Raw genomic sequence first — 22,299 nt, 5'->3', positions numbered from 1 at the left:
TTGAGTAACCCGGCCTGCAGACCGGTTACTCTGTCAGGCTCTGTAGTCTCCGCGGCTGACGACCACCTTGTATCCGGTGGCGGCAATCCGTCGCTCCATGCAGGCTCTGCACTCTGCCGCTTCGTCACCGGTACAAATCTTCCCGTCATAGAGCAGGTACTTTTTCCGAACACCGCGCGGCGATAGATTCGGCATTACGACATTGGCGCCCGCCCTGATTCCCATCTCCCGGCCAAGTGGATGGATGGTCCCAAGCGCAGTCGTCGCCGGCAGCAGAATATGCGGAAACATCAGCCGCAGGATTGCCAGCAGGTGAAGGGTATCCTGAAGCGTTCCATCCGGCTGATTCCGAAACGGTGTGTCCTTGTGGTGGATAAAGGGACCGATTCCGATCATCTGAGGATCCAGCTTCTGCATGAATCGAAGATCCTCGATGATATATTCCGGCGTCTGCCCCGGTGTCCCGACCATGATCCCGCACCCAACCTGATAGCCGATCTCCCGAAGGTCATACAGGCAGCGCTTGCGATTCTCGATGGAAAGCCCCGGCGGATGAAGTTTTCTATAATGCACCGGATTGGATGTTTCCTGCCGGAGCAGATACCGCTCTGCTCCGGCATCGTAATAGGCCTGATACTCGCTGCGGCTCTTCTCCCCGATGGAAAGCGTGACCGCGCAGTCCGGATGCCGGCTCCGGATCCTGCTGACGATGCGGCAGATGTCCGCTGTCGTATAGGAAAGATCCTCCCCGCTCTGCAGGACAAATGTTCGAAAACCGAGTTCATATCCTGCATCACTGCAGGCGACGATCTCATCCTCAGCCAAACGGTACCGGTCAGCCAGCCGGTTGCTCTTCCTGATCCCGCAGTAGTAGCAGTCATTTCTGCAGTAGTTAGAAAATTCGATCAGCCCTCTGAGGTAGACTTCCTTTCCATAAACCTTCTCGCGCACCTCACAGGCTCTTTCACACAGGTGCTCAAACTCCTTCTGATCCAGACTGACGAGAAGTGCGCTCAGCTCTTCGTCCGGAAGGTCACCCGTCCGATATAACCGTTCAATTCGATCTCCGTTTGTCATCCATATATCCAATCTGTCATTCCGCGTGCAAGCCTGGACGCCTTCGCACCTGGCATTCATGCACCCGAGTGCAGGGCAACTGTCCTCGCACCTGGCTTTCATACATCCTCAGAGTGCAAGGCCGATCGCCTTCGCGCTTCGCTGAAGGATGCCGTTCATGTACGCGATCGTGATACCATAGTTTGTAAATGGAACACCCTGCTCTTTGGCCTGTCTCATTCTGCTCTGTACTTCCCTCTCATTCAGCATACAGCCGCCGCAGTGGATCACCATGCGGTACGGGCTCAGATCCTCCGGAAAGCCGAAGCCGCTGGATGTCTCGATGGAAATGTTCTTTTTCGTGTATGCCCGCAGCCAGGCCGGAATCTTCACGGTACCGATGTCCTGGCACTGCCTGTGATGTGTGCAGCCTTCCGACATCAGAACCTTGTCGCCATTCTGAAGCATGTCTACTGCCTTCACGCCTCTGGCCGCTTCCTCCAGGACACCCTTGTAGCGTGCCATCAGAATGGAGAAGGATGCAAGCGGGATCTCCTCCGGCACAGCCTTTGACACCTCAGAGAAAGCCTGCGAATCAGTGATCACCATCCGGATCTTCTTCCCGGACTGCGCAAGAAAGGCAAGCGTCTGCCGAAGCTGCGGCGGCTGACAGCAGAGCGCCATGCTGGCATGATCCAGAATCTCATGAATCATCATCTGCTCCGGCAGAATCAGCCGTCCCTTCGGTGCGGAGGCATCCTGCGGGATGACCAGCACAAACAGATCGCCCGGCTCAATCAGGCCGTCAAGGAGTCCGAGCGAGCTGATCTTAGCCTTCCCCAGCCTTCCGATCAGATCCTTCAGCTCCCGGATATGCCATCCCGTTTTCGCGCTGACTGCAAGCTCCGCGTGAGGTACAGTCCGCTGTCCCGCCTCGCTGCCTGACTGCTTCAGGTCTTCTGCTGTTCCCGATGATGCCCGGCTCTGACAGACCGCGCCGGCCATCCCCGCCTGCGCTCCCGGCACCTGCAGCATCAGGTCAGTCTTGTTCAGGGCGACAATGTATGGAATGCGCAGCTTCTCAAAAATATCCAGAAGCTCCCTGTCCTTCGGCCTCATCCCGAGTGTTCCGTCCACCACCAGGACCGCAACGTCCACCCGTCTCAGCGTTTCCTTTGTCTTCACGACACGCAATGTCCCAAGCTCCCCTTCATCATCAAAGCCTGGCGTATCGATAACCATCACCGGCCCGATGGGGGAGATTTCCATCGCCTTGCGGACCGGATCCGTAGTCGTCCCCGGCGTGTCGGAGATCACAGACAGATTCTGCCCGGTCACCGCATTCACCACACTGGATTTTCCCGCGTTCCGGATGCCGAAGAATCCGATCTGCACCCGCTCTGAAGATGGCGCCTCGCTCATCATGCCCATGGTCCTTTCCTCCCATTTCCGTATGCACCGGCATTTCAAATATTGTCTGTTTATTGTCTGTTCCCATGTATCCTTCACAGGTTATCCTGCATGCCATCCTCTTCGGCCCAGTCAAAATAATCCGGAAACTCTGTCCTGTACAGGCGCCCTGAACATGCCAGTGCCGGAAGGGGATGGAATACCAAGTCTGCCGATAGAACGGATTTGTACATAGGATCTGCCCAGATGCCAATCTCAGTATCCGGATGATTCCGCCGGACATCGCTGATGCATTCGGTCAGCTCTTCTTCGCCATCAAAGAACCGGTCTTCGGGTCCAAGCAGCGGCCTGCTGTCCGGAAATGGACACAGGATGATCGCTGATTCCCCCGCAGATGCGGCCAGCGAAGCAGACAGAACGGCCTCTCCGATCAAGATGAAGACAGATCTTCTGTTATATTGCCTCCCTGCCGCATCTAACCGCTTAAGGAAGGCGGTTTCATCCTGCTGACGCTGGAGGGGCTGCTCTGCCGCTTCCATCAGCTTTTTCGCCAGCTCTGCCCACAGTTTCCGCGTGACAGGCGCCCCCGCAACGAACGGGATCCCATACGTTTCCTTCAAATACCTTGCAGCCAGGATGCCCGTGTCAGAGATAACCAGATTTACATCTGCATCTGTCGATCTGTAAATTTCCTGCGGCGTACTGCCCATCGCCCAGACCGCCGTCACATCGAACCCGTCCATTTCCAGGATGCGCCTCAGGTGTGGAATTGACCTTCGGTTCCCGTATGTCAGAGGTGTTGCCCCAAGCACACACACCCTTAGTCTGCGGGGCTGTTCGGAATCCCTTCCCAAACCCTGACGGTCTATATTCCGGACGACTTTCTGTCTGACTGACGGCTCTGCGCTGCTGCCAGTTCCCTGACCGGGTGCTGGCAGCATCCGGCGCGCGTATTCCAGAAAGGCGCGCCCCGCCCCTCTGACATAGTCGTGCATCCCGTTTCCGGGCACATAGAACGTTTTGATTCCGCTCCGTTCCTCTACAATCCGGCAGATTCCCTGAAAATCGGTCCCGTTCAGATAAGGAACCGGAGAGTTGCAGATCGCAATAAAACAGGGCTCCGGATCCAGCTCTTCAGCCGCCTCCACGATATCTTCGATGAACTTCCGGTCATTTCCAAGGATGGCATCCCGCATATTGAGACCGGATATGAAGATGTAGCTTTCCTGATCGTACCAGCGGATCTCATCATGTGTATTGTAGGTTGAGTTGCAGCCGGAGGGGTCATGAATCACAACCATCCCGCCCAGCTCATAGAGGGCGGAGGCGATTCCTGAAACATCCCCGGCGCAGACCGGCAGGATTCTGTACGCTTCTTTCATCGGACTCCTCCCCTCCCTTTGCCGAAAGCAGTTATGTCCGTGGAAGAAGGCTCACAGGCATGGTCTCTGTCCTCCTCCCTTCCCGGGAGCGACGGCAGGCCGAGCCCCTTCCGCTGAACCGTATCGCGCAGGTCCTTCGGTCTTTGAAATGCATCGATCATTGCCGATGCAAGTTTTCTCAGGCCATCGTAGCCCCAGTTCCCGTCATATTCAATCCAGTTCACAAAGAAGGGCGTAGCAGCAAAGAATGCCGCCTTGGGTCCGATCGCCAGAATACGGCACTCTTCCGGTTTCCCCTGCAGCATGCCTGGCGCAATGCGCGCTCTCTGCCTGGCCTCGACCTGGCTGGTTGACTGCAGCAGAAGGTCGGGCGCCTGCGCTTTCAGCCAGTCAAAATCCTCCTGTTCCTCCGGGCTGATGCTGTCGAGGCAGACTCTTGTCACCCGGAACCCCTCCTCCAGCAGCCGCCTCGCTATGCTCAGCGGACGCGGACATGCAAGATAGTCCAGCCACACCTCCGTATTTCCGATCACAGCCCTGGCCTGGGCGAAGGCCTGTCTGGCGGACGCCTTCTCCTGTTCCAGAAATGCAAAAAGCTTCTCATCCATCGTCTCGCCTGACTGTCCGGCTGCCGTCAGCAGACTCTGGAGGGCTTCCTTTATCTGGCCATCCAGTGCCACAGGAGGAATGTAGAGATACGGACGTTCGTTTTTTTCGGCAAGCGCCTGAAGGCCGTAGACAGACAACGGCGAGCGGGTGAGATAGAGAAAGCTGTCCCCCATATCCAGGTAGGCATCATAGTCTCTGCAGTCCATGACCTGCCGCACATGGATGCCTAGCCTTCCCAGCACCCTGGTGAGATCGGATGTCTGCGGAAGGCGAAGGTTGTCCCCGAAAACACTGACAGACCGGCGGTTCACCGGCCTCTTCGGAATCACCGCCATCATGCTTTTTCTCTGTTTCTGCTCCGGCGTCAGTGACACCTTCTGCATGATCGGATCCATCCAGCAGCCCATGAAGTCAATATCCGGAAACCTTCTTCGAAGCTCCTTCAGAATGTACCGTTCATCGGCTCCGCACAGATGATGCATACAGACCAGAAACAGTTCCACTGCTCTTGGCCGCTCCTGCAGGCGGTCTATCAGATCGCTTGTCCCCTCAATCGTGACTTTCTCAAGCCTTCCGCCGACGACTTCCCGCTCTGTCGGCATCACCGAGGAAATGCGGCCCGCACAGCCCATCTCCCCGGCTGTCATGATGACGCCCCTCAGACAGTTCTGCGAGCAGACATAGATCTGACGCGTCTGGGGGAGCAGCATGCCGGTGTGGACAATGTTCCAGTTCTCATGAACCGGGCAGTTGTATTCCAGCCTCCATGGGAACGGTCTCGGGAAGCAGGCATCGCCGATCCGCACCAGTGCCTCAGATGTGCAGTGAGCCGGACGCTCCGGATTTCCGCAGCCTGACTTTTGGCAGCATACCTGCTCTTCCTGCGGTCCGATTCTGGTCAGCATCCTGTCCCTCCTTCCTGCTTCCTTCTGCTTTACGGTTCGTCTGTCCCGGGGCTCTGCTCTCCCCATCATCATGCCTTCAATACCCCGCCATTTCTGTCAGGTTCGAAGTCAAGGATACCGGAGAAACTCTCCATCATCTCGCCTTCAATAACCCGCCATTCAGCAGATCCGAGGGAGAAGCTCATTTCCCGGCTCGGGCAGCAAGGTCTGTGCCCCGATCTGGGTCGTCATGACGACCCGTCCTTTGTTCTCCGCCGTGATACAGCCGATCACAGCAGCGCCCTCGGTGCAGGTCTGGCCGTGAAGAATTTCCAGCAATCTTCCAGTCTCTTCCTGTGGGCAGACAATCACAAGCCGCCCCTCACAGGCAAGGTAGAGCGGCTCCAGCCCCAGCATGCCTGTCACACCCCGGACAGCCGGCTGAACCGGGATCTTCTCGGTCTCCAGCCGGATACCGACACCCGACTCTGCCGCGATCTCGTAGAGCACAGTCCCGACACCGCCTCTGGTCGCATCACGAATGACATGCGGTCTGAGACCAGATGACAAAACAGCCTCGACCGGTTTCCAGAGCGGAGCACAGTCGCTTGTCACCTCTGCCTCTATGCCGTAATCATCCCGCGCCAGCAGGATCGCTGTCCCATGGCGGCCGATATCCCCTGTCACAATCACGGCATCCCCTGGTCTGGCGCAGGCGCCGGACATCCGGACGCTCTCCATGATCTCCCCGATGCCAGTCGTCGTGATGAAGACGCCGCCGCACTGTCCCTTTCCGGCGACCTTCGTGTCCCCCGCCACCAGTCGGACGCCTGCCTCATCGGCTGTCTTTGCCATTGCTGCCGCGATCTGGTCCAGCTCGTCAATCCGAAATCCTTCCTCAATGACAAAGGCACAGGTCATATACAGCGGACGCGCCCCCATGCAGGAGAGATCGTTGACCGTCCCGCAGATGCTGAGCTTTCCGATGTTGCCACCGGGAAAAAACTGCGGTGATACGATGAAACCGTCCGTTGTCATTGCCAGTCGGCCGCACACAGGCGGCAGCACAGCCGCATCGTCCGCCGTGAAATATTCATTGCCCAGGTGCTTTTCAAAGATACCGTGGATCAGCTCCGATGTCTGTTTTCCACCGGCACCGTGCGCCATTGTAATCGTATCTGTCATACTTGCTCCCTTCATCCGAGGATTCGGTTTCTCACAGATTCTGCCCGTACAGATACCAGGCGGAGCAGGCGCCTTCCGATGACACCATGCAGGCTCCGACCGGATGCTCCGGCGTACAGGCCTTCCCGAACACCCTGCACTGGGTCGGCAGAAGCTCCCCCTTCAGCACCTGCCCGCACCGGCAGGCCGGGTTCGCACGGCCCGCCATCTCCGGGACCTGGAATCGTGTCCTTGCGTCATACATTTGGCAGGACTCCTTCAGTTTCATGCCGGAGTCTGGAATGATGCCGATTCCCCGCCACTCTTCATCACATGGTTCCATCATCGCTGCCACAAGCGACTGTGCCTTCGGGCTTCCATCCGGCCGGACGACCCGCGGATAGCAGTTCACGAAGAATGGTTTCCCTTCCTGATAACGGGTAACCGCCACTGCCAGCGCGGTCAGCAGTTCGCTCGCCGTGAACCCGGCACAGACGCCGCTCACGCCTTCCTCTGCCAGCTTTTCACAGATTCCGGTTCCGGTAATGGCATGGACATGTCCCGGATACAGAAACAGATCGGTGGAGTCCTTCATCGCCTCGTAGGCACCGGGCATTGTCTTGTTGGCCGTCAGAAGTGAAAAATTCCGGATCCCGTCCTGCTGTGCCTTCCGGACCGCCAGACAGGCGGACGGCGTAGTCGTCTCAAAACCAACCGACAGAAACACGACCTCCTCGTCAGGGTGCTCCGCCGCGTAGCGCTCCGCATCGAGCGGGGTGTAGACCACCTTGACGGCTGCGCCTTCTCCTCTCGCAGTCTGAAGCGAGGCCTCTGTCCCCGGGACACGGACAAGGTCGCCAAATGTACAGACCGTCGCACCCTTCTCCAGCGCCAGCCAGATCGCCTCGTCGATGTAGCCCACCGGCGTCACGCAGACCGGGCAGCCCGGCCCGGATATCAGTTCAATCTGTCTGGGCAGAATCCGGCGGATTCCCTGCCGGAAAATCTCATGGGTATGGGTTCCGCAGACCTCCATGATCCGGCAGTGTGGTCCGTCATACCGTGTCAGGATTTCCTTTGCCCGCTCAATCGTCTGGTTCACAGCTTCCTCCCTGTCATACGACGCGGCACCCTCACAGCAAGTCGAGCAGTGCCCCCGTTTCATCCTCGTCATCATCCGTAATCTTTGCGATCGCCGTCCCCGCGTGCACCATCACAAAGTCGCCCGGTTCCAGATCCGAAAGCAGTGCCGCCGAGACCTTGCGTCTGGCGCCGCTGGCATCCACAATCGCCACGTCATCCTTCACACTGACAACCTTTGCCGATAACCCTACACACATCTTTTTCTCTTCCTTCCTGTGTATTATTCTTCAGCATGTGTTATGATCGCTGCTCCGCAGGCGGCTTTCTTCCGTTTTCCTGTCCGAGCGCCGCCATCGCATAGAGTGCCTGCCCCAGCGCAATGCCGCCGTCATTCGGGGGAACCAGATGGTGGCGCAGCACCTGAATCTTTTCTGCCTGAAGTTCTTTCTCCACAAGCTCCAGAAGGAGCCGGTTCTGGAAAACGCCCCCTGTCAGAGCCGCCGTCTTCACGCCCGTTCTTTCGCTGAGCGAAACCGTCTCCTGCACAATCATCTGTGCCAGCCCCCTGTGGAATTCATATGCCAGTTCTTCGCTTCCGGCTCCGTCCAGCTTTGCCAGGACAAACGCCCGCACGAGCGAATCAGTCGGCAGGACATCCGGCTGCGGCTGTCCGCCCGCTTCTACTGCCTGCCTGTTTTGCGCCAAACTGTCCCCGGACTGGCAAAGCTCTGTCAGGGAAGCCAGGCTGCCGGCAGCATGCGCTCTCCCCCGCATGGCGCTGTACATCAGCGCCGTGGCTGCCTCCCCCTCATATGTGGATGCCCGCCGGATTCCCAGGATTGCGCTGACGGCATCAAACAGCCTGCCCGCACTGGTAGACTGTACCGCGTTGATTTTCCGGGTAAAGAGTACCTTCAAGGCGCCTGCTGCCATTTCGTCGCACAGCCCGAGACGCCGGATGATGTCATCTGCCCCGGCGCCGAAGATCTGTTGCAGCATGGATACCGCAATCCGCCAGCCTTCCCTTGCCGCCATGTCGCCGCCGATCTGCCAGAACGGCGCGATGTGACCGCCCCGCTCAAAGTGTCCGATATCCGACAGCAGGAACTCGCCGCCCCAGATGGTACCATCCGTCCCGAATCCGGTTCCGTCAAATGAAACACCGATGACAGGCTCCAGATAGTCATTTTCGGCCATGCAGGAGAGCACATGTGCATAGTGATGCTGCACGCGCAGAAGCGGAATTCCGCGCTCCTCCGCCAGCTTCTCCGCCACCAGGGTCGAGTTATACTTCGGGTGAAGATCCGCCGCGATGACCTGCGGCTTCATTTCCAGAAGCGTCTCTGTCTTTTTGACCGCGTCCTCAAGCGCCTTCACCGTCCGCAGGTCCGCCAGATCTCCGACATAGGCAGACGGGTAGAAAATCTGATCCTTTCCAAGACAGAACGTGTTCTTCAGCTCTCCGCCAATCCCGAGCACCTGTCCCTGATACGGCCGGCTCACCAGAAATGGGAGCGGCGCATATCCTCTTGAACGGCGAATCATATAAGGCGCTTTGTCATAAAAATCCATGACCGAATCGTCTGTCCGGATCCGGATATCCCGGTTGTTGGACAAGATGGCGTCGCAGAAGCCTGCGATCTCGTCCAGTGCCTCCGCATCGTTTGAGGCAATCGGCGCGCCGGATGCATTGCCGCTCGTCATGACGAGCACATCCGGCATTCTCTCCTGCCAGACGTCCTCATAGGTAAAGAGCAGAAGCTGAATCGGCGCATACGGAAGCATCATGCCGATGGTCGGGATATCCGGTGCCACGGCGCTGCAGATCCGGCCTCCTGTCTTCTTCGGCAGCAGAAGAATCGGTTTCTGATGACCTGTCAGAATCCGGTGCTGCTCAGGAGAAACTTCACACTCCCGCCTGCAGACCGCCTCGTCCCTCGCCATGACGGCAAATGGTTTCATCGGCCGTCTCTTCAGCCTTCTGAGGCGCATCACCGCGGCCTCGTCCGCTGCATTGCAGGCCAGGTGAAAGCCGCCAATTCCCTTCACAGCAATGATTCCGCCCTGCACCAGAATCTGCCGTGCCCGGCTGATGGCTGCGGCGCCTCGGACAGAAATCCTCCTGTCAGTCTCTCCCGCTCGCTCGATCAGATACACCTGCGGTCCGCAGTCGTTGCAGCAGACCGGCTGTGCATCATAGAAACGCGATTTCGGGTCGTAGTATTCCCGGCGGCACTGCGGGCACATCGGAAACTTTTTCATCGATGTGCGTTCCCGGTCATAGGGAAGCGCCTCCAGAAGCGAGAAACGCGGCCCGCAGCACGTGCAGTTGATAAAAGGGTGAAGATACCGCCTGCTGTTTTTGTCAAAGAGTTCCGCCTTGCAGGTATCACAGATGGCAATGTCCGGCGATATGAAAATCTCCCCAGAGGTTTTCTCACTCTCGACGATCCGGAAGCCATCCGACTCCTGGCTCTGTCCCGCTATGTCCCCGAATCCGGCGGCAGAGCTTTGTTCCAGCAGCTTCACATCCATTTTCAGGATGACCGCCCGCTCCGGCGGCTGTTCCTTCACACGCTTCTCAAATTCATCGAGAACAGAGGGTACACCCTCCGCGTTGATTTCCACAAAGCTTCCCCGGTTGGCCACCGTCCCCCGGATTCCAAGCGCATGAGCATGGCGGTCGACGGCAGGCCGAAACCCAACCCCCTGAACGATTCCGTATACTCTGATCTGTCTTCTCTCAGTCTTCTCCATCCCTGTGCCTGTCCATCCAGCCTTCCTGCTGCAGTTTGGTTCTCCCGCCTCTGTCTGTTTTGTTCAGCCCTGCCTGTTTCAGCCCGGCCGCCGGCCTCTTGTCCGCCCCCTGCGGTCGGGCTGCCGGCGCCGGCGGATCAACTTCAGACGGCTGCCTCGCTCTTCCCGGAGACGGCAAACTGCGGCAGATGAACAAATGTCCCTTCAAACGCCGGGATCAGTCTCTCCATCACACGGTCTGCGATCATCCTGTCTGGCTTAAGCATCTGAACCAGGTGCGTGAAGTCATCTTCCTCCCGCAGGCGGACATCCCCCGGCTGCATCAGCTCCTGGTCCATTTCAAACCAGCTTGCCACCACAATTCTCTGTCCAGGCTCCTGCTTTATAAGTGCCTCACGGATGGAGCATCCCAGAATCTGGCTCTGGACAATCAGCGTGCAGGACTTTCCTTGTCTCTCTGGCCTTTCACAGTCTGGTCTGTTATAGTCTGCTTTTTCACGGTCTGACCTTTCACGCTCTGCTCTTTCCAGCATGCGCACCGCACCCGGAAAACGCACCTCAACCGGCGTCCCAAACCGCTGATTCAGAAAATGAACGGCTTCCAAACCGTCCGGTGAGGCGGCGATGTTGACGTCATTTTCCCCGGCCCGCCTGTAATCCTCCAGAGCCGCGCCGTCTCCATACAAAATCACCTCGTCATAGCCCTCTGCCTGAAGCGCCAGCCGGATCAGCTCCGCGCATTGTCCATTCGGCAGATCAAGCGGTGTGACGCCAAAGACACCTGCCCGCCTGGTTCTTCTTCCATCCGGGAACGCCGCCGACTCCATGCGTCCCGCCGCCCCGTCAGGCGGCCGCTCCATGTCTCTCGCTGCCCCGTCCGGATTCTGGTTCGCATGTCCCGCCGCCCTGTCAGGTTTCTGGTCCGAGTTTCCTGGTTCTTCAAGCATCCCCCGGCGGTCCAGCTCTCTGAGAAGGGCCATGTACGCCAGCTGCACGCCCCGGTCGTACAAATGCATGCCATCCGTTGCCATCGTAAGGACCGGCAGGCTGATCTGTGCCTCGATCATTCGCTTGACCGCGCTCAGATCTGTTCCGATCACAGCCGGAACCGGCGTGCCGATCACCGCGACAAAACTGGCGTCAATCTTCTCTGCACACCGGCAGATCTTCTTCACAAGAAGCCTGTCCCGTCCCATCACGGCATCCATATCCCTCAGCCCTGCTGAAAAGACCGCTGATTTTCTGCTGGACCACCTGGGTTCGTCGAACCCGCAGATATTCCCGGCACAGCCGCCGGCATCCAGGATGACAATGATCCCACCAAGCTCATAGAGGACAGACTCCGCCCCTGACTGGTCGGGTGCAAAGGGCGTCAGGACTTTCCGCAGTCCCCTCATGTACTTGTCCTCCCTTCTTCACTGTGCTTTGTAAAGTCATTTTCCCACTGCACCGGCTGGCCGCTGTGTAAGCCGCCTTCAGCCTGGTGCCTGCGCCTCAGCCATACCGTTCCTCGCAGGACGAGAGGATCGCCTCGGCAAGCCTGCGGAGGCCTGCGTACCCGAAGGGCTGCTCATCTGTATTCCAGGGAACAAATGCTGCATCCGGGTGGTAGTACCCCGCATCCTTTCCGACCGCCACGGCATAGGGCAGCTCTCCGCCCTCCGCGATGTCGTAGTAGATCATGGTCGGTTCCATGTTGGAATATACCATCGTCTGAGGCGAGCGCTCTGCCAGCCTGCCGATGTACCAGGCATATTCCGGAGCCGGGTTGGCGAAAATCTCCCGGACACAGAAGCCTGTCTCCGAAAGGGCCAGGGCCAGTTCAAATGGATTTGCATTCACAACTTCCCCGATCGAAAAAACCAGCTTCGGATAGCGCCTCTTCAGACTGGCAAGCGCCTCCTCTGCCTCCTGGCGGCCCTCCCCGCAGCTCCATTTTACCCCAAGTGCGGCTGAGAGCGCCCGGTACTGCCGCGCGATCCGGTCTGCTCCATAGAACCGGGTCAGGGCAACCGATGGGATGCCAAGCCTCCTGCTCAGATCATCCGCGGCATCCTGCGCCTCCGGGTTCAGCACCAGATTGAAGTTGGCCTCACCCATCCGGTAGAATTCCCCGATGTTCTCACAGGTAGAGATCTGCCGGATCGTTTTCACGCCAATCCCCCGAAGCATCCCAAACAGCTCACAGTCTGGATCGACAGGGGCAAAAAAGCCGAGCAGATTCACACTTGACCGGATGCGCTTCTGACTGGGCAGAAGCGAATAGAGCGACTGACGGACCGCCACCATCGGCGGCCGCCTCCCCTCCCTTGTCAGCGCATACATATAACAGGGACGCACCGGGATCTGAACCAGCGTCTCCGCCTTCCGGGCAACCCGCTCCATGTCTGTCCCGAGAAGCGCATCCACGCAGGTGATGCAGATCATCACCAGAGAAGGCTGAACACGGCAGCTTTCTACAATCTCCGCCACTGCCTGCGGGATCACCTTCAGGTGGCGTCCGGTCACAAGATCGGTCTCACCGATCTCCAGATAGAAGAAGCGCTCCTCATATCCCTTGATCTTTGTGATCTCCGCCGTGTTCCGGCCGCAGCAGCCCGGCGATACAATCAGCATAATCGAGCCCGGTACCGCAAGCCCGGCCCGCTTGACACCGAATCCCTCCGCTCCGGGAGAGTTATAGGCCAGCGTCGCCGGTGAGTTGTACACCAGATGGGAGGATGTCACATACTCCTCAGGTATCCCCTCCGGCCCCAGTCTGTTGAGCTCCTCAACCGTACAGCCGCCCGGCTTATGCACCGCGCCGCAGCCGGCGCCAGTACCTTTCTGAAACAGGTCTTCTGTCTTGCAGCCGCCTGTCTCCTGTCTCACATCGGGCATCCGCAGTCCTCCAGTTTTCCAAATCCGTGAGGTGTATCCGTCCCGCTCATCATTCCGCCGGCTTCTTCCGCCAGCAGCCGGTCTGCCAGATCGAAGAACTTCAATGCAATCGTGCCATCCGGATCCAGCTCGACAATCGTCCTGCCCTGGTCCTCCGCTGTCTGGAATGCCCTGTCCCGCGGGATGTCCGCCACTATACGCAATCCCCTTTCGCGGGCGAATGTCTCCACCTTCTCGCGCTCCAACTCGACATTCCTCCGGTTCAGAATGATTCCCTCGACAGAAGCATAGCCCCGATCCTCAAAATTCAGCACTGCGCTGTTGATGTTTCCGGCCGCATACAGGGCCATCTTCTCACCGCTCGTGACAATCAGAACCTTCTCGGCATAGCCCTCCCGGATCGGAGCGGCAAAACCGCCGCACACCACATCCCCGAGGACATCAAAGAGCACCACATCCGGCTTCTCCCTCTCAAGAAGCCTCAGATCATCCAGCAGATTGAATGTGGAGATGATTCCCCGGCCTGCGCACCCGAGCCCCGGCGTCGGCCCGCCTGTCTCGATGCACAGAACGTTCCCGAATCCTCTTGCAGTGATCTCCTCGAGCGATGTCGGATCCTCATCATACTCGCGGAGATAATTCATCACCGGCATCAGCGATTTTCCGGCCAGCAGGTTTCCTGTGGAATCCGCCTTCGGATCACAGCCGATCTGGATGACCTTCTTCCCGCGCATGGCGAAGGCCGCAGAAAGATTCGAGGTTACCGTCGACTTTCCGATTCCGCCTTTGCCGTAGATTGCCAGTTTGATCATAATAAAAGACTCCTCTGCATCCTGCGCAGAGGAGTCCTGTTCATCCTTCGGTCCCGGACTCTTTCCTGCTCAGAATGCCTGCTGTACACGTTTCACACTCTTAGCCGTCAAGATGGCTGCACCTGGATTGGCTGCCGGAATCGGTCCTTCATCCGGCGGCTGATGCTCCTATTCTACCGAAGCTGATGTCCTTTTTCAACCGAATATCAGGTTTTGCGTTCCACACGGCCGGAAACGGAGACAGGCCGGCTGTTCTCCATCTTTCCCGATTCGTGATAAAATGAATGACCGTAAACGAGGGAAAAAATGAGTTGCTGAAGGATATCAGATATGCTGAACATTGTGCTTTATGAACCCGAAATTCCATACAACACCGGCAATATCGGAAGGACGTGCGTCGCTTCCGGTGCAGGACTTCATCTGATCAAACCACTCGGTTTTCAGCTGACCGACAAGTATATCCGGCGGGCAGGGCTCGACTACTGGCCGCGGCTCCATCCGACTGTCCATGAAGACTATACGGCATTCTGCCGCGCTGCCGTCGGCCACCGTGTCTGGCTGGCAACCACGAAGGCCCACCAGATCTATACGGATGTTTCCTTCGGACCGGATGATTTTATCATGTTCGGGCCGGAAAGCCGCGGCATCCCGGAGGAAATTCTGACCGCACACGAGGAAGACTGCATCCGTATCCCCATGATGGCAGGCGAGCGCTCCCTCAACCTGTGCAACTCCGCCGCCATCGTCCTGTATGAAGCGCTGCGGCAGAATCACTTCAGCGGCCTTGAACTCCATGGCGCTCTCCATCACCTGGTCTGGAAAACGGATGATTTCCAGTGATACAGCCTTGGCACCAGTGCCAGAGCCGCCGTCATACCGTTGTACGCTTTCTTTTCCACAATCAGCTTGCCAGGGAGCTCTCTGTCCATTGCTCCGAGCACCGCTGCCCGCTCACAGGCATTGTCCACGCCGATTGTCTTCTCGACAAATGACGATGTGCTGAATTTCCCCGGCACCCGGATCAGCTGGGATGCCGTGTAGGTTTCAAGCGGAAGCGTCTGCCTTTCACAGAAATACCGGATAGCCGGTTCCTGCGCCTTCAGATCGACGCTTGCCACCTTGCAGATTGCTTCAATGCTGACCCCCGCCACATCCAGGAAATTGAACAGAAACCGCTCCATCTCCTCCGCATCCACCCCTCTCCTGCAGCCCACACCGAGGACCACAGCCTTCGGCACCAGCGAAAGATTGCTCTGAAAATACGGCACCTGACTGTTCAGGGACATCGTGATTCCAAGCACCGGCCTGTCCTCACATCCTTCTTCTGTATAGGGTTCTGTTCCCGGCGGATAGCAGGTTAGTTCCTCCGGGCATGTGCCGTCAATCGGAAGGAGCGGATCTGCATAAAACCCGACAGGCCGGCCGCCCAGCACCGCAGAGGAGACCTCCTTGGCCAGCTCCATGCTGCCGACCACGCAGTTGTTCTCCTTCGCAAATTCATCCACTGCAAACGCCGCATGCAAATCGGCTGCGGTCGTTACAATCGCCTCCGCTCCGATTCCTGCGGCAGTCCGCCGCGCAAGGTCATTTGCCCTGTCCAGGTGTCCGGACAGCAGGGAGATCGCCCACCTGCCCCCCTCATCGACCACAACAATCGCCGGGTCTGTTGTCTTCGACTGAATCTGCGGGGCGATCAGCCTCACCGCAATCCCGACAGCCCCGACAAAGATGATCGCATCGTCTGTCAGAAAATGATCCGCCATCCACGCATGGATGTTCTTGCTGACAACATGAACCTCCTCGTCCGCGGTCTTCGACTTTCTCTCCGTCCACACATCGATATCTGTAGATGTATCATCCAGTGCATGACGAATCATCAGAGCGGTTTGTGCTCCCTTTTCCGTAAAGCAGATGCAGGATATTCTCATGAGCTTACGCGCCTCCCTCCTGTCATGTCAGGCTTATCGCCCGGCTGTTCAGATGACGTAGAACCAGCCTGAGTCTTCGGCTTCCACCTTCTCCGGAACGCCCTTTCCCTGATTGAGCACCATTTCCTGGTTCTTGACATTCACCTTGGTGTACGGCGGCACCGAGGCGGTGATGAAGCAGTTGCCGCCGATGACCGCATCGTGCCCGATAATTGTCTCCCCGCCAAGGATGGATGCCCCGGAATAGATTGTGACATTGTCCTCGATCGTCGGATGGCGTTTCCTGCCCTGAAGCTTCTGACCCAGTCTGGTTGAAAGTGCCCCGATTGTCACGCCCTGATAGATCTTCGCGTGCTCTCCGATGATCGTTGTCTCGCCGACCACGACACCTGTCGCATGGTCAATCATGAAATACTTTCCGATTGTCGCGCCGGGATGGATGTCCACGCCTGTCTTGCTGTGCGCATGCTCGGAGAGAATGCGCGGGATCATCGGAACGTGGAGCTTGTAGAGTTCATGCGCGCAGCGGTAGACCGTGATGGCATACATGCCCGGGTAGCTGAGGATAATCTCGCTCTTGGAATACGCGGCCGGGTCGCCGTCCAAAATCGCCTGAAGGTCCGTGTCCAGATATTCCCTGATCTTTGGGATCCGGCGGACGAACTCGATGGCAATCTTCTGAGACTCAGCCCTCAGCTCCTTTCCGGAGCGCCCCGTAAACTCATTGGTATACCGGAGCGCGATCTCAACCTGTTCCTCAAGATTGATGATAACGTCATCGACAACAGTCGATATCTGCGCCTCCACGTTGTAGACACGGCCCTTGTTGTTTGGATCCCTGTAGTACCCCGGATAGATGACCTGAAAGAGCTCATGCAGAATCCGGATGACCACATCCCGGTTCGGCGCCTGTGCGCTGCTGATCTTATCGATGGCACGTCCGCCCTGATAATCATCCAGAATGGTCCGCACAACCTGCGCAGCCTCATCCTTCATGCAGAGCCCGACTGCTTTTGCTGTATTCTCCATAACGTTCTCCATGCTCGCCCCGCCGCGGCGGTTTTACTGATGCGGCAGTCTGCCGCTGCTGTCATGCCTTTTCCTGTGTCTTTTCCGGCGCCGGTTCTTTCGCCTGTCTGAGCATCTTCGCGACATAGAAACCGGTGTACGAATGCTTCACCTTTGCGACTTCCTCCGGCGTCCCCTGTGCGATCACGGTTCCGCCGCCGTCTCCGCCTTCCGGCCCCATGTCGATCAGGTAATCTGCCGTCTTGATGACATCCAGATTGTGCTCGATGACAACGACTGTGTTTCCGCCATCCGTGAGCCGCTGCAGGATCTCCACCAGCTTGCTCACATCCGCAAAATGCAGCCCGGTTGTGGGCTCATCCAGAATGTAGATCGTCCTTCCGGTGGACCGTCTCGCCAGCTCGGTCGCCAGCTTGATACGCTGTGCCTCCCCGCCGGAAAGCTCGGTCGACGGCTGCCCCAGCCGGATATATCCCAGGCCGACATCGTACAGGGTCTGAATCTTGTTGCGGATGGACGGCACATGGTCAAAGAACTTCAGTGCCTCCTCCACCGTCATGTTCAGCACCTCATAGATGTTCTTCCCCTTGTAGTGGACCTCCAGCGTCTCGCGGTTGTACCGCTGACCATGGCAGACCTCGCAGGGTACATAGACATCCGGCAGGAAGTTCATCTCAATCTTGATGATGCCGTCCCCGCCGCAGGCCTCGCAGCGTCCGCCCTTGACATTGAATGAAAATCTGCCCTTCTTGTATCCTCTCGCCTTCGCCTCCTGCGTCGCCGCAAACAGATCCCGGATCTGATCGAACACACCGGTATAGGTTGCCGGGTTGGAGCGCGGCGTCCTGCCGATCGGCGACTGATCGATGTTGATCACCTTGTCGAGGGCTTCATAGCCCTCGATTCCCTTGTGCTTTCCCGGAATGTGACGAGCCCGGTTGAGCCGGTTCGCCAGATCCTTGTAGAGGATCTCATTGACCAGGGAGCTCTTCCCGGAGCCTGACACACCTGTCACACAGGTGAAGACCCCGAGCGGGAATTTCACGTCGATGTTTTTCAAATTGTGTTCCTCAGCGCCCCGTACGGTCAGCCAGCCGGCCGGTTTCCTCCGGGTCTTCGGAATCGGGATTCTCAGCTCACCGGAGAGATACTTGCCGGTGATGGACTGCGGGCACTTCATGATCTCCTCCGCTGTCCCGGTTGCCACAATCTGTCCGCCGTGCTCTCCCGCACCCGGTCCGACATCGACGATGAAGTCTGCCGCGCGCATCGTGTCCTCGTCATGCTCGACAACCAGAACAGAGTTGCCCAGATCCCGGAGGCGGAGCAGCGTTTTCAGAAGCTTGTCGTTATCCCGCTGGTGCAGACCGATGGACGGCTCGTCCAGGATGTAGGCCACCCCGACCAGCCCGGATCCGATCTGCGTCGCAAGCCGGATCCGCTGCGCTTCTCCGCCGGAAAGGGTTGCGGTTCCCCTCCCCAGGGACAGATAATCGAGGCCGACATCGTTCAGAAACCGGACGCGTGCCCGGATCTCCTTCAGAATCTGGTCGCCGACCTGCATCATCTGCGTCGACAGTCCCAGATCAGCCGTGCTCAGATACTCGAGCAGGTCCGCCACGGACATGTTCGTCATCTCGTAGATATTTTTCCCGCCGATCGTGACGGCAAGTGCCTCCTTCTTCAGACGCTGCCCATGGCAGGCGGGACAGGGCGTCACACGCATGAATGTCTCGTATTCCGCCTTCATGGCTTCCCCGAAGGTCTCCCGGTAACGTCTTTGCACATTGCTGATCAGGCCCTCGAACGCGACATTGTAGACGCCCTCGCCTCTCTGCCCCTTATAATGGACGGCGACCTCACGTCCACCTGTCCCATAAATCAGGATATCATGGATCTTCTTCGGATAATCCCGGAATGGTGTGTCCAATCTGAATCCATAGGCATCCGCAAGCGCGACCAGAAGGGCCCGCGTAAAGGATCCCTCCGCCTTCGATGACTGCCATCCGGGCACCACAATGGCTCCCTGATCGATGCTCAGCGACTTGTCCGGGATCATCAAATTCTCGTCAAACTCCATCTTGTAGCCCAGTCCCGTGCACTCCGGGCATGCGCCATAGGGGTTGTTGAAGGAGAAGGATCTCGGCTCGATCTCTGCAATCGAGGTTCCGTCATACGGGCAGGAGAAATTCTCCGAAAAAATGAGCATCTCCGTCTCTTTATGCGTATCCGGGGCTTCCTCGGACATATCCCCGGCAGCGCGGGCACCTGCCCTGACAGGCGCCTGCACGTCCCCCTCTGATGCCGGATGGGCTGCTGTATCCTCCATCCCGGTTCCATGATTCTGAACTCTGCCGATTTCGTCCGGATGAAGGTCCTTCTCCGTCTTCGGTCTCTGCACCTCGACATAGGCCAGTCCGTCTGCCAGCGCCAGAACCTGTTCCAGCGATTCTGTCAGGCGCTTCTCGATTCCCGGCTTCACAATCAGCCGGTCAACCAGGATCTCGATGTTATGCTTGACATTCTTGTCCAGCTTCACCTGCTCGCTGAGTTCATACAGGTTCCCGTCGATCCGTACACGGACATAGCCGGAGCGCCTTGCATGTTCAAGAAGCTTGGTATGCTCCCCCTTCCTGCCTCTCACGACCGGTGCAAGCAGCTGGATCCGGCTTCTCTCCGGAAGCTTCATGATGGCGTCCGTCATCTGATCGACGGTCTGCTTTTTGATCTCCCTGCCGCATGTGGGGCAGTGCACCGTTCCGCAGCGGGCATAGAGCAGACGAAAATAATCATAAATCTCCGTCACCGTCCCGACTGTCGAGCGCGGATTGTGGTTTGTGGACTTCTGGTCGATGGAGATTGCAGGCGGGAGGCCCTCGATGCTGTCCACCTTCGGCTTCTCCATCTGGCCGAGGAACTGGCGTGCATAGCTGGAGAGCGACTCCATATACCGCCGCTGTCCTTCTGCGTAGATGGTGTCAAAGGCCAGGGAGCTTTTTCCTGATCCCGACAATCCTGTCAGAACCACCAGTTCATTTCTCGGAATGTCGACATCCACATGCTTGAGATTGTTCTCAGACGCGCCGCGGATGCGGATATATTTTTTAACGTCCCTTTTCGGGGCTGGATCATATGCACACATTCAACTCTTCCTTCACTGACCGGATTCCTGCCTCAAAGCTATGCCATTTGCACGAAGCTCTGTCCGCAGGCTTGTTCGATTTACTCCATCTTCTGAAGCTCTTTCTTCAGCTCGATCATCTTGTCGCGCAGCTTTGCCGCTGCCTCGAAATTCAGATCAGCGGCGGCCTTCTTCATCTGCTTCTCAACACTGTCGATCAACTGGCCAAGCTCCTTCTTTGACATCGACTCCGGATCCTTCTCCCAGTCCTTCTCCTTCTTTGCGATGTCCTTTGACACTGCAATCAGGTCGCGGACTGCCTTTTTGATCGTTGTCGGCGTGATGTGATGTTCCTCATTGTACCGCTGCTGGACTGTCCGCCTGCGGTTTGTCTCCCCGATGGCCGCCTTCATGGAATCGGTCATCGTATCCGCGTACATAACGACATGGCCTTCCGCATTTCTGGCCGCCCGGCCGATTGTCTGAATCAGCGATGTCTCCGAGCGGAGAAAGCCCTCCTTGTCCGCGTCCAGAATCGCGACCAGCGTGATCTCCGGAATATCCAGCCCCTCTCTGAGGAGGTTGATGCCGACCAGCACATCGAAGACATCCAGCCGCATGTCGCGGATGATCTTCGAGCGTTCCAGCGTATCGATGTCGGAATGCAGGTACCGGACCCGGATGTCCGCCTCCCTGAGATACTGGGTCAGGTCCTCAGCCATCCGCTTCGTCAGGGTCGTCACAAGCACCTTGTTCCCCTTCTTCGTCTCCTTCCGGATCTCTGCAATCAGGTCATCCACCTGTCCTTTGACCGGGCGGACATCAATCTTCGGGTCCAGAAGCCCCGTCGGCCGGATGATCTGCTCGGCACGCAGCATCTCGTGCCCCTTCTCATACGGGCCTGGCGTTGCGGACACGAACAGGATCTGGTCAATCTTGTTCTCGAACTCCTCGAATTTCAGCGGCCGGTTGTCAAGTGCACTCGGAAGGCGGAATCCATAGTCGATCAGCGTCTGCTTCCGGCTTCTGTCGCCGTTGTACATCGCGTTGATCTGCGGCAGCGTCATGTGGGACTCGTCGATGATGATCAGAAACTCGTCCGGGAAATAATCCATCAGCGTCTGCGGCGGCGAGCCCGGTTCCCGGCCTTCCATATGGCGGGAGTAGTTCTCGATCCCGGTGCAGAAACCCGTCTCCCGAAGCATCTCGATGTCATAGTTCGTCCGCTCGGCGATGCGCTGCGCCTCCAGCAGCTTGTCCTCCGACTTGAAATATTTCACGCGCTCCTCGAGCTCCGCCTTGATGCTCTCTGTCGCTTTCACAATCTTGTCCTGCGGCATCACGTAGTGGGATGCCGGAAAGACAGCGATAAAGTTCAGTTCCCGCCGAACCTGTCCGGTGAGGGGATCGATCTCGCAGATCCGGTCGATCTCGTCCCCGAAGAACTCCACCCGGTACGCATATTCATCCGTATCGGCCGGAAAGATGTCGAGGGTATCCCCCTTCACGCGAAATGTAGACCGGTGGAAATCCATTTCGTTGCGGTCATAGTGAAGACTGATCAGCTTCTTCATGACCTCGTCCCGGTCCCGCTCCTCGCCTGGCCGAAGGTAGAGCGCCATCTCCTTGAAGTCGATCGGACTGCCCAGACCGTAGATACAGGAGACCGAACTGACGACAATCACATCGTTTCTGGACGTCAGCGAGGCGGTTGCCGACAGGCGCAGCTTGTCGATCTCATCGTTGATCATCGAGTCTTTCTCGATATACGTGTCTGTCTGCGGCACATATGCCTCCGGCTGGTAGTAATCGTAGTAGGAGACAAAATACTCGACGGCGTTCTCCGGAAAGAACTCCTTGAATTCGCCGTAGAGCTGCGCGGCCAGCGTCTTGTTGTGCGCAATGACCAGCGTCGGCTTCTGGAGCTGCTGGATGACATTCGCCATCGTGTAGGTCTTTCCGGAGCCTGTCACGCCGAGCAGGGTCTCCATCTGGTTGCCTTCCCGGAAGCCTTCCACCAGTTCCCTGATCGCCTCCGGCTGATCTCCGGTCGGCTGATAGGGTGCGTGAAGCCTGAAATCCATGCACATCCTCCTTCTGCCTGTTTATGTCCTGGCGCATACGTGGACATGTCTGCCGCGCTGTCACGATTTCTCTTGCGCATACACATGCTCTCGATCTGGC

At 57.8% G+C, this 22,299-nt stretch carries 16 protein-coding genes; 1 reads left to right on the top strand and 15 read right to left on the bottom strand.

What is annotated here, in order from left to right; all coding sequences use genetic code 11:
- Positions 1 to 33: 33 nt before the first annotated feature.
- The 11 genes from hydE to FYJ35_RS08725 all read right to left on the bottom strand — a co-directional run bounded on the left by hydE (position 34) and on the right by FYJ35_RS08725 (position 14,037).
- The gene (gene hydE / locus FYJ35_RS08775; protein WP_154525620.1) at positions 34 to 1,077 is read right to left on the bottom strand and encodes a [FeFe] hydrogenase H-cluster radical SAM maturase HydE; all 1,044 of its coding nucleotides are present in this window, start codon (positions 1,075 to 1,077) and stop codon (positions 34 to 36) included.
- A gap of 108 nt (positions 1,078 to 1,185) precedes the next feature.
- A complete protein-coding gene (hydF, locus tag FYJ35_RS08770) occupies positions 1,186 to 2,487 on the bottom strand; it encodes a [FeFe] hydrogenase H-cluster maturation GTPase HydF (protein ID WP_154525618.1) in 1,302 nt (433 codons plus the stop codon).
- Between the two features lie 74 nt (positions 2,488 to 2,561).
- Positions 2,562 to 3,848: a nitrogenase component 1 gene (locus FYJ35_RS08765; protein ID WP_154525616.1), complete on the bottom strand. Its 1,287-nt coding sequence runs from the start codon at positions 3,846 to 3,848 to the stop codon at positions 2,562 to 2,564.
- Positions 3,845 to 5,362 (bottom strand): nitrogenase component 1, encoded by a 1,518-nt coding sequence (locus FYJ35_RS08760; protein ID WP_205839783.1) that lies wholly within the window; start codon positions 5,360 to 5,362, stop codon positions 3,845 to 3,847. Before FYJ35_RS08760 ends, FYJ35_RS08765 begins: the two co-directional genes overlap by 4 nt.
- Positions 5,363 to 5,521: 159 nt before the next feature.
- Positions 5,522 to 6,541 carry a hydrogenase expression/formation protein HypE gene (gene hypE / locus FYJ35_RS08755; protein WP_408634781.1) on the bottom strand — a complete coding sequence of 340 codons (1,020 nt, stop codon included), beginning with the start codon at positions 6,539 to 6,541 and terminating at the stop codon, positions 5,522 to 5,524.
- A gap of 16 nt (positions 6,542 to 6,557) precedes the next feature.
- Positions 6,558 to 7,670: a hydrogenase formation protein HypD gene (gene hypD / locus FYJ35_RS08750; protein ID WP_154525610.1), complete on the bottom strand. Its 1,113-nt coding sequence runs from the start codon at positions 7,668 to 7,670 to the stop codon at positions 6,558 to 6,560.
- Entirely contained in the window at positions 7,639 to 7,845 is a 207-nt protein-coding gene (locus tag FYJ35_RS08745; protein ID WP_154525608.1) for a HypC/HybG/HupF family hydrogenase formation chaperone, read from the bottom strand. Before FYJ35_RS08745 ends, hypD begins: the two co-directional genes overlap by 32 nt.
- Positions 7,846 to 7,885: 40 nt before the next feature.
- Positions 7,886 to 10,345, bottom strand: coding sequence for a carbamoyltransferase HypF (hypF, locus tag FYJ35_RS08740; RefSeq protein ID WP_154525606.1), 2,460 nt, complete (start codon positions 10,343 to 10,345; stop codon positions 7,886 to 7,888).
- A 143-nt stretch (positions 10,346 to 10,488) separates the two neighbouring features.
- Positions 10,489 to 11,742: a nitrogenase component 1 gene (locus FYJ35_RS08735; protein WP_154525604.1), complete on the bottom strand. Its 1,254-nt coding sequence runs from the start codon at positions 11,740 to 11,742 to the stop codon at positions 10,489 to 10,491.
- Between the two features lie 97 nt (positions 11,743 to 11,839).
- Positions 11,840 to 13,225, bottom strand: a complete 1,386-nt coding sequence (locus FYJ35_RS08730; protein WP_154525602.1) for a nitrogenase component 1 — start codon at positions 13,223 to 13,225, stop codon at positions 11,840 to 11,842.
- Complete coding sequence (locus FYJ35_RS08725) at positions 13,213 to 14,037, bottom strand: nucleotide-binding protein (protein ID WP_154525600.1); 825 nt, start codon at positions 14,035 to 14,037, stop codon at positions 13,213 to 13,215. Before FYJ35_RS08725 ends, FYJ35_RS08730 begins: the two co-directional genes overlap by 13 nt.
- Positions 14,038 to 14,367: 330 nt before the next feature.
- On the opposite strand from FYJ35_RS08725, the gene FYJ35_RS08720 reads away from it, so the two are divergent.
- The gene (locus FYJ35_RS08720; protein WP_154525598.1) at positions 14,368 to 14,877 is read left to right on the top strand and encodes a tRNA (cytidine(34)-2'-O)-methyltransferase; all 510 of its coding nucleotides are present in this window, start codon (positions 14,368 to 14,370) and stop codon (positions 14,875 to 14,877) included.
- Here the strand turns inward: FYJ35_RS08720 and FYJ35_RS08715 are convergent.
- The 4 genes from FYJ35_RS08715 to uvrB form a co-directional block, all read right to left on the bottom strand.
- On the bottom strand, positions 14,844 to 15,965 hold the full coding sequence (locus FYJ35_RS08715) for a cobalt-precorrin 5A hydrolase (RefSeq protein WP_154525596.1): 1,122 nt from the start codon (positions 15,963 to 15,965) through the stop codon (positions 14,844 to 14,846). The two genes, FYJ35_RS08720 and FYJ35_RS08715, sit on opposite strands and share 34 nt — an antisense overlap.
- Before the next feature lie 48 nt (positions 15,966 to 16,013).
- Complete coding sequence (locus FYJ35_RS08710; protein WP_235906471.1) at positions 16,014 to 16,994, bottom strand: serine O-acetyltransferase; 981 nt, start codon at positions 16,992 to 16,994, stop codon at positions 16,014 to 16,016.
- A gap of 61 nt (positions 16,995 to 17,055) precedes the next feature.
- On the bottom strand, positions 17,056 to 20,136 hold the full coding sequence (gene uvrA, locus FYJ35_RS08705) for an excinuclease ABC subunit UvrA (RefSeq protein ID WP_154525594.1): 3,081 nt from the start codon (positions 20,134 to 20,136) through the stop codon (positions 17,056 to 17,058).
- 80 nt (positions 20,137 to 20,216) lie between these two features.
- A complete protein-coding gene (gene uvrB / locus FYJ35_RS08700; protein ID WP_277067462.1) occupies positions 20,217 to 22,199 on the bottom strand; it encodes an excinuclease ABC subunit UvrB in 1,983 nt (660 codons plus the stop codon).
- Between the last annotated feature and the right edge of the window lie 100 nt (positions 22,200 to 22,299).

It is taken from the genome of Porcincola intestinalis (assembly GCF_009696445.1).
Classification (GTDB): Bacteria; Bacillota; Clostridia; order Lachnospirales; family Lachnospiraceae; genus Porcincola; species Porcincola intestinalis.
The sequence above is the reverse complement of the archived record's forward strand: the minus strand, read 5'-3'. Positions and strand labels throughout refer to the sequence as shown.